The organism is Candidatus Methylomirabilis sp. (assembly GCA_036000645.1).
Classification (GTDB): Bacteria; Methylomirabilota; Methylomirabilia; order Methylomirabilales; family JACPAU01; genus JACPAU01.
This window is the reverse complement of record DASYVA010000057.1, coordinates 1-12,772: the sequence shown is the minus strand read 5'-3', so window position 1 is coordinate 12,772 and position 12,772 is coordinate 1. Positions and strand designations below refer to the sequence as shown.

The 12,772-nt window shown below is 70.9% G+C and carries 10 protein-coding genes; 6 read left to right on the top strand and 4 right to left on the bottom strand.

Translation table 11 applies throughout. The features are described from left to right. On the top strand, positions 1-907 hold a 907-nt coding region (locus VGT06_03350; GenBank protein HEV8662167.1), incomplete at its 5' end, for an MATE family efflux transporter. 6 nt (positions 908-913) lie between these two features. Here VGT06_03350 and VGT06_03345 read toward each other — a convergent pair. Genes VGT06_03345 through VGT06_03335 form a run of 3 tightly spaced genes read right to left on the bottom strand, consistent with a single transcriptional unit; the run spans position 914 to position 3,886 of the window. Further along, positions 914-1,807, bottom strand: a complete 894-nt coding sequence (locus tag VGT06_03345) for a 2-hydroxy-3-oxopropionate reductase (GenBank protein ID HEV8662166.1) — start codon at positions 1,805-1,807, stop codon at positions 914-916. A gap of 15 nt (positions 1,808-1,822) precedes the next feature. After that, positions 1,823-2,803 carry a D-glycerate dehydrogenase gene (locus VGT06_03340; GenBank protein HEV8662165.1) on the bottom strand — a complete coding sequence of 327 codons (981 nt, stop codon included), beginning with the start codon at positions 2,801-2,803 and terminating at the stop codon, positions 1,823-1,825. Positions 2,804-2,860: 57 nt separating this feature from the next. Next, on the bottom strand, positions 2,861-3,886 hold the full coding sequence (locus VGT06_03335; protein HEV8662164.1) for a D-glycerate dehydrogenase: 1,026 nt from the start codon (positions 3,884-3,886) through the stop codon (positions 2,861-2,863). 106 nt (positions 3,887-3,992) lie between these two features. Here VGT06_03335 and VGT06_03330 point away from each other — a divergent pair, with 106 nt between their 5' ends. From VGT06_03330 to VGT06_03315, 4 genes are all read left to right on the top strand, one after another. Beyond that, entirely contained in the window at positions 3,993-5,396 is a 1,404-nt protein-coding gene (locus VGT06_03330; protein HEV8662163.1) for an SLC13 family permease, read from the top strand. 77 nt (positions 5,397-5,473) lie between these two features. Further along, positions 5,474-5,866: a thioesterase family protein gene (locus tag VGT06_03325; GenBank protein HEV8662162.1), complete on the top strand. Its 393-nt coding sequence runs from the start codon at positions 5,474-5,476 to the stop codon at positions 5,864-5,866. A 382-nt stretch (positions 5,867-6,248) separates the two neighbouring features. After that, positions 6,249-9,197, top strand: coding sequence for an ATP-binding protein (locus tag VGT06_03320; protein ID HEV8662161.1), 2,949 nt, complete (start codon positions 6,249-6,251; stop codon positions 9,195-9,197). Positions 9,198-9,227: 30 nt separating this feature from the next. Next, entirely contained in the window at positions 9,228-10,604 is a 1,377-nt protein-coding gene (locus VGT06_03315; GenBank protein HEV8662160.1) for an MFS transporter, read from the top strand. On the opposite strand, the gene VGT06_03310 is transcribed toward VGT06_03315, so the two are convergent. Beyond that, complete coding sequence (locus VGT06_03310; protein HEV8662159.1) at positions 10,601-11,977, bottom strand: hemolysin family protein; 1,377 nt, start codon at positions 11,975-11,977, stop codon at positions 10,601-10,603. The genes VGT06_03315 and VGT06_03310 overlap by 4 nt on opposite strands. Positions 11,978-12,108: 131 nt before the next feature. On the opposite strand from VGT06_03310, the gene rtcA reads away from it, so the two are divergent. Continuing rightward, positions 12,109-12,772, top strand: a 664-nt coding sequence (rtcA, locus tag VGT06_03305) for an RNA 3'-terminal phosphate cyclase (GenBank protein ID HEV8662158.1), incomplete at its 3' end; no start/stop codon positions are given.

The window sequence follows — 12,772 nt, the reverse complement described above, 5'->3', positions numbered from 1 at the left end:
CTTTCTCGTCTTCCTCCACCTCCTCTCGGCCATCTTCCAGGGGGCGGGAGACACCCGGACCCCGCTCAAGGTGGTCACGGCCGTCAACCTCCTGCACGTGGCCGTGGCCCTCCCCCTCATCTTCGGGTTCCTGGGGGCGCCGGCCCTCGGCGTGGTGGGGGCGGCGGTCGGCTCGGGGGTTTCGGAGGCCGTTGGGGTCGTCTGGCTGCTGGTGTTGGGGCGGCGCCGGGGCCTGCTCTTGCCGGGGCCGTGGGCCGAACGCGAGGCCATGCAGCGCATGGCTCGGGTGGGATGGCCCGCGATCGGCGAGCGCCTGGTGACGAACGGGATGCAGCTCGCCTTCGCGCGGGTGGTGATCGGCTTCGGCGTGGCGGTCTACGCCGCCCACCAGGTTGGACTGAATATCGAGTCGCTTTCGTTCCTGCCAGGCGTGGCCTTCGCCCAGGCAGCCACCGCCCTCGTCGGGCAGCGGGTCGGGGCGCGGGATCCGGAGGGGGCCCGCCGGACGGCCGGGCAGGCCCTCCTCGTGTGCCTCGCGGTCATGACCGCTTTCGGTCTCGCCTTCCTCCTGGCGCCGGGCCTCTGGGTGCGCCTCTTCATCCCGGATCCGGAGGTCCTGGCCTGGGGCGAGCCCCTCCTTCGGATCATGGGGCTCCTCCAGGTGCCTCTGGCCCTCGCGTTGGCGCTTGCCGGGAGCTTGCGGGGAGCGGGGGAGACACGGACCGTTCTGTGGGCTGCGATCGTGGGCGGGTGGGTTGTCCGGATTCCGCTGGCGGTCGTTCTCGGGGTCTGGGCCGGCTACGGGATCCTGCTCGTCTGGCTCACCATGGTCCTGGACTGGGCCGTCCGCGCCCTCCTCATGGGCTGGCGCCTCTCCCGCCTCGACTGGAGGACCATTCGCCTCTGATCTCCTCTAGCTTTTGCGGGCCTGCACGCCGGCGAGGTCCTCGAGGAGCGTGATGACGGCGGAGTGGTCGAGGGAGCCGCGGCCCTTCACGCGCAGCGCGTTGAACATCTCCTGGACGAGGGCCGTGACGGGCAACGGCACGCCGAGGGCGCGGCCGGTCTCCATGATGAGGCCCAGATCCTTGAAGTGGAGATCAATCTTGAAGCCGGGCTGGAAGTTGCCCTTGAGGATGTTGGGGCCCTTCATCTCCAGGCATCGGCTCGCGGCCATGCCGCCCATCAGGGCCTGGATCATGAGTTCGGGATCCACCCCGGCCTTTGCTCCGAGCACCAGCGCCTCCCCGATCGCCGTCAGGTTCAGCGCCACGATGATTTGATTCGCGCACTTCACGAACCCGCCGGCCCCGACCGGCCCGAGGTGGGTGATGGTCCGCCCCATCGCCTTGAAGATGGGCGTCACCTTCTCCAGGGTCGCCTTCTCCCCTCCCACCATGATGGAGAGGGTCCCCTCGATGGCCCCCTTCTCGCCCCCGCTCACCGGAGCATCCAACATCTGAACTCCCCGCTTCGCCGCCTCCTTGGCGAGGCGCTGGGAGACGATGGGGGAGATGGTGCTCATGTCGGCGAGGATCGTGCCGGGGTTCGCCCCGGCGAGCACCCCGTTCTCACCCAGGACCACCTGCTCCACGTCGGGAGAGTTGGGGAGCATGGTGATGACCACCTCGGTGGCCGCCGCCACCTCGCGCGGGGAAGAGGCGGCCTTCGCGCCGGCCCTGACTACCTCCTCCACCGGGCCGCGGCTGCGGCTGTGGACGGTGAGGGCGTAGCCGGCCTTCAGGAGGTTCTTGGCCATCGGCTTGCCCATGATGCCGAGGCCGATGAAGCCGATCCGCTGTGCCATGACTCCCTCCAGCCGCTACCGCTGCCCCCAAACCTCGGCGTTCACCAGGTTCGGCGGGCGCTGGCCCGTGAGCCCGGCCACGCAGTTCGTGGCGGCCATGTCGGACATCTTCCGGCGGGTCTCGATGGAGGCGCTGGCGATGTGGGGGGCCAGGACCGTGTTCGGGAGCCTGGTCAGGCCCGGGGCCGGCTTGGGCTCCTTCTCGTACACGTCCAGGCCGGCTCCCGCGATCCAGCCCTCCTTCAGCGCCTGCACGAGCGCCTTCTCGTCCACCACGGGCCCGCGCGAGGCATTGATGAGGATCGCGCTCTTCTTCATGAGCTTGAGCTCCGGGGCGCCGATGTAGTGGGTGGTCTCCGCGAAGAGGGGGACATGCAGGGTCACGATGTCCGATTCCTGCAGGAGGGTCTTCTTCTCCACGAAGGTGACCCCCAGCTCGCGCTCGACCGCCTCGGGGGCGCGCACGACGTCGGTGTACAGGACCCGCATGTCGAACCCCCGGGCTCGCCGCGCCACGCCCTTGCCGATCCGCCCCAGCCCGCAGATCCCCAGGGTCTTGCGGTGGACATCGCGCCCCAGGAACTGCATCACCCCCCAGCCCTTCCATTTCCCAGAGCGGAAGGTCCGATCGGCTTCGATGAGGCCCCGGGCCGTGGCCAGGATGAGGCACCAGGTGAAGTCCGCCGTCGTGTCGTCCAGGACGCCCGGGGTGTTGGTGACCATCACGCGCCGCCTGGTCGCTGCCTTCACGTCAATGTTGTTGTAGCCGACAGCCACGTTCGAGACGATCTTCAGTTGCGGGTTCTTGGCGAGGACCTCGTCGGAGATGACGTCGGTCAGCAGGCAGATGAGGCCGTCCTTGCCCTTGAGCTTCTGCAGGAGCTGCTTGGGGGTGAAGGGGATGTCCCGCTGGTTGCTCTCCACGTCGCAGTGCTTCGCAACGATCGCGAGGGATTCGTCGAAGATCTTCCGCGTCACGAGGACCTTCGGTCTCACGGGACCCCTCCTTTTCGGACTCCTGCGGGGGATTTGATCGAGGAGAGCGGCCACACTCTACGGACGCCCCCCGGGCTTGTCAAGGGATTTGCCGGGGGCCACGGGCCGCGGGGTCAGATCGGGATTCACGGGAGTCATCGGCCGCTCCCCGCGGAGGACCGCGGCGCAGTTCTCCGCCGCCATCAGGGCCATCCGGGTCCGGGTCTCGGCGGTGGCGCTCCCGATGTGGGGGGTCAAGACCACGTTCGGCAGGCGGAGGAGGCCGCGCTCCACAGCCGGCTCGCGTTCGAAGACGTCCAGGCCGGCCCCCGCGATCCATCCCCCCTTCATCGCCTTCACCAGCGCCTTCTCATCCACCACCGGACCCCGAGTCGTGTTGATCAGGAATGCGGTGGGCTTCATCTGGTGCAGCTCCTGCTCCCTGATGTAGTGGGTGGTCTCCGGCGTGAGGGGAAGGTGCAGGGAGACGAAATCCGCTTCCTTGAGGAGGGTGGTCTTGTCCACGAAGGTTGTCCCGAGCTCCGCTTCCACCGGCCCCGGCTGGCGCCGCCGCCCCGTGTAGAGGATCCGCATGCCGTATCCGCGCCCCCGGCGCGCGACCGCCTGCCCGATCCGGCCCAATCCACAGATCCCCAGCGTCTTTCCCCAGACGTCGCTCCCCTGCAGGAGGGAGAACTGCCACATCTTCCAGCGTCCGGAGCGCACGTACCGGTCCCCCTCCACGATCCGGCGGGCCACGGCGAGGAGCAACGCCCAGGCCAGGTCGGCCGTGGTCTCGGTCAGCACCCCCGGCGTATTCGTGACCCAGATCCCGAGGCCCGTGGCGGCCGCGACATCGATGTTGTTGTAGCCCACGGCGACGTTCGCCACGACCCGGAGGCGCCCGGCGGCCTGGAGAACCTGGGCATCGATCCGGTCCGTCCCCATGCAGACGAGGCCGGTCGCCGCCCGGACGCCCTCGAGGAGGCGGCGGCGGGGGATGGGGGTGTCCCGGCCGTGGACGGTCAGGGTCGCGTGCTGCCCCAGCAGGGCGGTGACGGGCTTCGGGAGGGGCCGGGTCACGAGAACGGTGGGCCTGACCATGGCTCCTATCTTCTAGGTCCGCGGGCTCTCCCTGTCAAGGCGGGGAAAAAGGGGTTGCGGTGTTCGGGCCGGCGTGGTATCCGACAGCGGTCGGTGGAGGGGCGCGATGAGTGGGGAAGGGGGACGGGTCCGGTGGGGGCGGCTGCTCGCGGCCGTGACGGCCTACGCGGCCGTGCGTCTTGCGCCGGCTCCCGAGGGGCTGAGCCCGTCCGGGCAGCAGGTCCTGGCCATCGTGGCGGTGGCCCTCGTGCTCTGGGCCAGCGAGGCCCTTCCGGTCGCCCTCAGTTCGCTCGTTCTCCTCATCCTGCTCGGCGCGGCTGCCGGGCTGCCCTCCCTGGGCCAGGCCTTCGTGGGCTTCACCTCCCCGGTCGTGTTCTTCCTCCTCGGCGTCCAGGTGATGAGCGCGGCGGTCTTGAAAAGCGGCCTCGCCGCCCGCGCCGCGCACCTCTTCCTCCGCCGGGCCCGGGGCCGGCCCGGGCGGCTCCTCCCCCAGCTGGCCACTCTGCTCCCGGGGCTCGCCCTGCTCCTCCCCTCGGCCATCACCCGCAACGCGGTCCTGGTGCCGGCCTACCAGGAGGTCTTCCAGCGGGTGGGCATGCCTCCCGACGCCCGGATCCCCCGCACCCTCATGCTCTTTCTGGGGGTCCTCCACCCCCTGTTCTCGTCGGCGTTCCTCACGGGCGGCACCTCCTCCATCACCACCGCCACGCTGCTCGGCGGCTTCACCTGGTGGCGCTGGTTCGCCCTCATGAGTGTCCCCTACTACAGTCTCCTGCTCCTCGGGGGGACGGCGCTGTGGGTCCTGGTCCGCCGCGCCGAGGCCCCGGCCCTCCGGCCGGTTCCCGCCGAGGCCCGGCGCCCCCTCACGGCCCCGGAGGCCCGCACGCTCCTCGCCATCGGACTCGCGTCGGCCCTCTGGCTCACGGACTTCCGCCACGGCTGGAGCCCCGCCCTCCCGGCCCTGCTCGCAGCCGTCCTGCTCCTGCTGCCGGGCGTCGGCGTCCTCACCTGGAAGGACTTCGAGCAGGCGACCTCCTGGGGGATCTTCTTCGTCCTGGGCGCGTCCCTCTCTCTCGCCAGCGCCCTCGTGAGCAGCGGGGCCGCCGCCTGGTTCGCCCGGCTCCTCACCGAGCGGGCCCTGGCCGCCACGCCGCCGCCGGCCGTGACGGCCGCCGCCCTGGTGGCGCTCGCCGCCCTCGTGCACCTCGGCGTCACCAACATCGCCGCCTGCCTCGCGCTCCTGGTCCCGATTGCGGCGACGGTCGCCGGGCCCCTGGGGCTGGACCCGCTCGCCTGCGGGCTCATCCTCACCATGGCCGTGGACGGCATCATCTTCTATCCGGTTCAGACCGCGACGAGCCTGATCGTGTATGAGGCCGGGGGCTTCACCCCCCGGGAGGTGTTCCTCCTCGGCTGGGTGATGCTCGGCCTCACGATCTCCGTCGTCGTCTTCGTCGCCATTCCCTACTGGAGGTGGTGGGGGCTCTCCCTCGTGCTCCGCACGCCGTGAGGGAGCCGGAGGGGGGCCCGGGCAACGGCGGGTTTGCCGGGCCGGCCGCGAGCGGCGCGGCCCGGGAGGAGGGGAGCATGGCTCTGGCACCGGGGCTGAGCGCGGAGTTTCGCCGCAAAGTGGACAAGCAGCACACGGCGACGTACCACGGCAATCCGGGCGTGGACGTCCTCGGCACGCCCGTGGTCTGCGAGTGGGTCGAGGAGGCAGCCTGTCTGGCGGTCCACCCCCACCTGGACCCCGGCATGGTCTCGGTGGGGACCGTCGTCAACATCAAGCACCTGGCCGCCACCCCGATCGGGATGACGGTCCGGGTGCACGCCCGCCTCACCGAGGTGGATGGGCGCCGTCTCGTCTTCGCCGTCGAGGCCTTCGACGAGAAGGAGAAGATCGCGGAGAGCCAGCAGGAGCGTTTCATCGTGACCCTTCAGCGGTTCTTGGAGCGGACGGCGCAGAAGGCGAAGGGGTAAGGCGCCGCAAGGGACAAACGCCCGACGGGGATGGACCTCGGGCACCCGTTCGGGGCAATCCGCGCCAGTCGCCTTCCTGGCCTCCTGGGCCGGGCGAGATTTCTTCAGGCCGCTGGGCGACCTGCGCTGTCCACCCACCCCATGTTATCCAGTAATTTCAACTAGTTACTGCGACATGGTGGCGTCGGGAAGGCTGGAGCTCGGCGCTGTGTAGCGGGGAGCGCTTTCCGTGGAATGCCTGTTGCAGAGCGAGCCCTTGCGCGACGCACAACTCTGTCTGGATCCTCTCGATCTACTTGGTTGGGGGCGTCCGGGGACCCGACAGCTCAGCCGACCAGCCCTCAGCCGGACGGCCCACCAAAAGACTCGGCTGGGGGACCGTATGCAGAGCCACCCCTGGGGGTTGCTTTGGCGGGCGGCCGGCGTCCTGGCCGCTACCTGGCGCCGCCCCCCGTACGGCAAGCTGGTCCTCACCCTCCCGGTCCTCTTCTTCCTGCTTGCCCTGGCGACCGCTCCAGCCATCGGTGGGAGCCTCCGCGCCCTGCGCGAGTTCCCGATCGGGGAGCCCCTCGTCGTCGTCGCCGGCTTCGCGGTCAGCTTGCTCGCCCTGGCCCGCCACCGGACGCTGCGCGATCCCCTCTCCCGCGCGGTGGCGGCCGGGTTCTTCGGTGCCTCGGCCCTGAACTGGGTCTGGCTTCTTCTCCGCCTGCTGCGAGCGAGCACAGGCCTCCCCGGGACGCTGGCCGCCGCTCTCCCTCAAGCACACTTCTACCTCACGTCCGTTTGCCCGCTCTTCGTCCTCACGGCGGTTCTCCTCGGGCTAAGACCGAGTCGGCGGCCGGCGCTCCCCGCCTCCCCCCTCCTCCTTCTTGCCGGAAGCGCTGCTGGCGCTCTCGCCCTGGGAGCCCTGGTGGTCGGGGCGGTGCCCGTTCTGGCCCTCCTCGGGGAGCCCGCCTCGACGCCGCTGCTGCGGCTGGGCCTGGGCCTGCCGATCCTTTTCCTGGCCGTCCTGGTCGCCGGCCGGTGCCTGGCCCGCCAGATCGCCGACCCGGATCTGCTCCGGGATGCCATCGCCTTCTTCGCCCTGATGACCGCGGGCACGTATCTCGCCGTCATCCTCCCTCTCTCCTCGCCCGCGCCGCTCTGGTTCGTCTTCCGGGCTTCCCGGATGCTTACCGCTTCCGGCGTCCTGTACTGCCTGCTCGCCGAGCACGCGGCCCTGCTGGCTCGGGAGCGACGGCATTCGGAGGAGTTGCTGCGCCTCGGTGTCCTGGGGATCCTGGTGACCAGTTCCCTCGATGTAGACCGGGTGCTCCAGAGTGCTGTGGACGGGTCCTGGAGCCTCCTGCGGGCCAGCGGCGGGAGGGGGGTCCTCTATGACCCGAGCTCTGAGACCCTGGAGCTGCGGGCGACGGCCGGGGCTGCCGCTCCGCTCAAGGGGACGCGGGTACCGCTGGGGGAGAGCCTCATGGGCAAGGCGATCCTGGAGAATCGGGCCGGCATCTATGCGGATATCCGCCGGGAGCCGGGGGCCTACCTTGTGGCGGGCGCGCGGCTCCACCCGGTCTCGGCCGTCGTCGCCCCCCTGGCGGTGCAGGGTCGGGTGCTGGGCGCCATCGGGGTGTATCGGGAAGGTCCCGCGACCCCCGGCTTCGGTTCGGCCGACCTGGACCTGCTGATCCGCTTCGCCAACCAGGCCGCCGTCGCGATTGCCAATGCTCAGCTCTACGACGAAGGGCAGCGGATGACGGCGGCCCTGGAGCAGCGGACGCGGGAGCTGGCCGAGTCGGGGGAGCGGCACCGGCTGTTGGCGGAGAATGCCCAGGACGCCATCGTCACCGCCGATGAGGAGGGGCGCATCCTTCTCTTCAACCGGAAGGCGGAGGAGGTCTTCGGGTACGGCCGGCAGGAGGTGTGGGGGAAGAACGTGACCCTCCTGATGCCGGCCGAGGTCATCGGGAGGCACCGGGAGGGCCTGGCCCGGTACCGGGCGACCGGCCGTTCCCGCCTGGTCGGGGGCCCCCCGGTGGAGCTCCTCGGGGTCCGGAAGGACGGGCGGGAGTTCCCACTCGAGCTCACGCTCTCGGCCGCCCGGCGCGGCCCCCACCTGGAGCTGACTGCCATCATTCGGGACATCACCGAGCGGAAGCGGGTCGAGGCGGAGCTGGAGGCCCGGACGGTCCGCCTCCGGGAGCAGACGCGGGAGCTGGAGGAGGCGAACCGGCTCCTGGCGGAGACCTCTCGGCACAAGTCGGGGTTCCTCGCCAACGTCTCGCACGAGCTGCGCACGCCCCTGAACGCCGTCGTCGGTTTCGGTGAGTTGCTCACGGATGAGGCCGCCGGCCCCCTCACGGCCAAACAGCGGGAGTACCTCCGCCACATCCTCGACGGGGCAGACCAGCTCCTCCACCTCATCAACGACATCCTGGACCTCTCCAAGGTGGAAGCCGGCCGCATGGCGTTGCACCTTTCCGAGTTCGTCCTGTCCGAGGCCCTGGAGGCGGCCGTGGCCGCGGTGGGGGCCCAGGCGGCGCAGAAGGGCCTCCACGTGGACGTTCACACCGATCCCATCCTCCCGACCATCGTCGCCGACGGCCTGCGCTTCCGGCAGATCCTGGCCAACCTCCTGAGCAACGCCGTCAAGTTCACCCCTCCGGGGGGTCGGGTCAGCGTCGCGGCCTCGCTGCGTCCCCCCGACACCGTGCTCGTCACGGTCCAGGACACCGGCATGGGGATCGCCCCCGAGGACGCGATTCGAATCTTCCGGCCGTTCGAGCAGGTGGACGCGACGTTAGCCCGGGAGCAGGGCGGGACCGGGCTGGGGCTGCCCATCAGCAAGCGACTCGTCGAGCTCCACGGCGGGCGGATCTGGGTGGAGTCGGCCGGGCCGGGGCAGGGGAGCACCTTCTCCTTCACCCTCCCGCTGGGGCGCCCGGCCATCAAGCCGAAGGTCCTCGTGGTGGACGACGACGAGACCGTGGCGTCCGCGGTTGCCGAGATCATCCGAAGCCTGGGATACCGGGTGGAGGTGGCCACGGACGGGTGGCATGCCCTGACGCGGATCGAGGAGGAGGTGCCCGACCTCATTGTCCTCGACCTCAAGATGCCCCTCCTGAGCGGCAAAGAGGTGCTGGAGCGGGTCCGGGCCCACGAGCGGACCCGGCACGTCCGCGTCATTCTCCTGACCGGCCACCTCGAGGATCCCGAGAGCCTCGAGTCCTTGCACCCGGATGCCTTCCTCACCAAGCCCTTCTCCCTGCCCATCCTCCGGGACGCCATCCAGGCCCTCCTGCAGCGGCAGGAGCGGGAGGAGCGCCGCCCCCTCACCTAGCCGGCCCCTTGCCTCCCCGGCAGCGGCGTGGTGAAATGGCCCGCCATGGGCGCGCCGGTGGAGGGGGGAGGCCAGCACCGACCGGAGTTGGTGGCCCGCTACCGGCGGGCCCGGTGGGGGGTCTGGGGCGTCGCGGCTGCCGTCTTCTTCGTCTCGTACTTCCACCGGGTGGCTCCCGCGGTCGTCGCCAAGAGCCTCATGGCCGAGTTTCAGACGACCGGGGCTGTCCTCGGAGTCCTCGCGGCCGGCTACCTCCACATCTACGCCCTCATGCAGGTCCCGGCGGGGCTGCTGGCGGACGTGGCCGGCCCCCGGGGGACCCTGCTGGGTGGGGCGGTGGTGATGGCGGCGGGTTCCGCCCTCTTCGGGGCCGCCGCGAATCTGCCTCTCGCCTACGCCGGCCGGTTCCTCACCGGCCTCGGGGCCTCCGTCATCTTCGTCTGCCTGATGAAGCTGGCCGCCACCTGGTTCCGGCCCCGGGAGTTCGCCACCCTTTCCGGCCTCGCGGTCACCGTCGGCAACCTGGGAGGGATCGCGGCCGCGACTCCCCTTGCCCTCCTCGCCGGCGCCATCGGCTGGCGGGGAGCCTTCTACCTGGTGGCGGCCGGAACGGCCGGTCTCGCGGTGCTCGCCTGGCGCTTCGTCCATGCCCGCCCCGAGGATCTCGGCCTCCCGTCCCCGATTGTGCTCGAGCAGGGGCAGGCGCCCCGCGACCTGCCCCGGGCGCGGGTCGGGGAGGGTCTCCGGACCGTCCTCGCCAACCGCCACACCTGGCCGGCCTTCTTCGTCTTCTTCGGTCTCTACTCCACCCTCATCACGTTCGTCGGGCTGTGGGGGGTCCCCTATCTCCGGGATGTCTACGGGATGGGGCCGGCGCAGGCGGCGAACCTCATGGCCCTGGCCTCGGCGGGGCTGGTCGCGGGGGGCCCGGTGGCGGGCGTCCTCTCGGACCGGATCCTGGCCCGCCGGCGGGCGCCCTATCTGGCCTTCGGTGCGGCCTACGCGGCGCTCTGGGGAGTCTTCGCGCTCGCCCCGGGGACGCGCCCCCCGGAGGCTACGCTGCCGGTCCTGACCTTCGCCCTGGGGTTCTCGAGCGCCGGCCTGGTTCTCACATGGGTGTGCGCTACGGAAGTGAACCCTCCGCGCTACGCCGGGCTGGCCACGGCGGCGGTGAACACGGGCGGCTTCGTGGGGGCGGCGATTCTGCAGGTGGTCCTGGGGGCGGTGCTGGACGCGAACTGGGCGGGGGTCGTGCAGGAGGGGGCGCGGGTCTATTCGCCGGCGGCGTACGGCGCGGCCTTCCGGATCTGCTTCGGCATGGCGGCGGGGGCCGCACTCCTGGCCACGTTCGTGACCGAGACGTACGGGCGGAACATCTGGGAGCAGCTCCGGGGCCCGGCCGCCTAACCCTCTAAGGGGGGAGTCTCGGGTGCCGCCGCGGGAACAGGGGTGAAGTGCAGCCAGGAGATGCTGTGCCCCTTCACTTCCCGGACCGTCACCCGGTACCCCTCTACCTCCACCGTGTCCCCTGGCCTGGGCATCCGCCCGAGCCGCATGAGGACGTGCCCGCCGATGGTGTCGTTCTCCTCGTCCACCACGGCCAGCCCGAGGCGCTCGTTCGCCTCTCCGATGAGGAGGCGCGCCTGGACCAAGAACCCCCCCTCGGGCATCCGGATGATCTTGGGCGCCTCCTGATCGAACTCGTCCTGGATCTCCCCGACCAGCTTCTCCAGCACATCTTCCAGGGTCACCGCCCCCACCGCTCCCCCGAACTCGTCCAGGACGATCGCCATGTGCTGGCGTTGCGCCTGGAAGTCCTTCAGGGCCCGGGCGATCAGGCGGGTCTCGGGGACGAAGAAGGGCTTGCGGGCAATCTGGCGGATGTCGGCGGCCTCCCCCCGCTCCCGGAGGAGCCAGAGGAGCTTCTTGATGTGGACGATCCCCACCACCTGGTCCAGGCTCCCCTCGCAGAGCGGGTAGCGGGTGTGGCCGTGCTTCTTCGCCACCTCCAGGTTCTCGGAGAGGGGGGCGGTGGCGTCCAGGATGATCACCTCCCCCCGGGGGATCATGACCTGCCGGACGGTGAGGTCCGCGAACTCGAAGACGTTCTGGAGGATCTCCCCCTCCTGGGCCGTGAGGACGCCGCTTCGCTGGGAGGCGGCGAGGATCATCCGAAGCTCCTCTTCGGAGTGGGCCCGCTCCAGCCCGGACGCCGGCCTGACACCGATGCCCCGCAGCGCCAGGTTCGCGATCCCGTTCAGGGCCCAGATCGCCGGGTAGGAGACGCGGTGGAAGAGGTGCATGGGCCAGGCGACCCAGAGCACGGTTGCCTCCGCCCGCTGGATCGCGATGGACTTGGGCGCCAACTCGCCGAAGACGATGTGGAGAAACGTGATAAGGGCGAAAGCGGCGGTGAGGGAGACAGAGTGGGCCGCCACCGGCGACCAGGCGCCGAGGCCGGCGAAGAGGGGCTCGATCAGATGGGCGAAGGCCGGCTCCCCGATCCACCCCAGACCCAGGCTCGCCAGCGTGATGCCGAGCTGGGTGGCGGAGAGGTAGGCGTCCATGTGCTCCACCATGCGGCGGGCGGCGCGCGCGCGGCGGTTGCCCTGGCGGACGAGCTCATCGAGCCGGGTCCCACGGATCTTCACGATCGCGAACTCGGCCGCGACGAAGAAGCCGTTCAGGAGGACCAGGGCGAGCGCGAGGACGAGAGCGATGGTGTTCCACATGGCCTGGGGGAGCCGGCCGGACCAGCTCCAGGCAGGATGGTACCACACTCGGGCCCCGGACCGAAGGCCGGAGGCCGGCCCGCGTTCGGGTGCCAAAATGCCCAGCCGGCGGGCACTTGCGCGGGGCAAAGGCGTTGACAAGGGGCGACCCCGTTGGTACGCTCCGGCCGAATCCGCCCATGGACGTCGTCATTGACGGGGCCTACGGCGAAGGGGGTGGGCAGATCCTCCGGACCGCCCTCTCCCTGAGCGCTCTCCTCACGCGGCCGGTCCGGATCGAAAACATCCGGGCGGGACGACGGAACCCGGGGCTGCAGGCGCAGCACCTGGTGGCGCTGCAGGCGCTGGGGGAGATCAGCGGCGCCGACGTCGGGGGGGCGCGGGTCGGCGCCACGGCGGTCCGGTTCGTTCCCGGCCCGGTCCGTCCCGGGTCCTACCGGTTTGCCGTCGGGACCGCGGGAGCGGTGACGCTGGTCGTGCAAGCCCTCCTGCTGCCGCTGGCCTGGGCGGGCGCGGTTTCGGGCCTCACCGTCACGGGCGGGACCCACGTGCCCTGGAGCCCGCCGGTCCCGTACCTGGAGGAGGTGCTCCTCCCGACACTCGCCCCGGTCGGTGTGCACGCCTCCGCGGAGTTGCTCCGCTGGGGATTCTACCCGAAGGGGGGCGGGGAGGTTCGGGTCCTGGTCCGGCCGGTGGCCGGGATGCTCCGCCCCCTCACCTGCCTCAGGCGGGGGATGCTCCGGGCCGTCCGCGGGACGGCGGGGGTGGTTGGTCTGCCCCGCAGCATCGCCGAGCGGCTCCAGGCGCGAGCGGAGATGCGGCTCCGGGAGCTCCGGGTGCCGG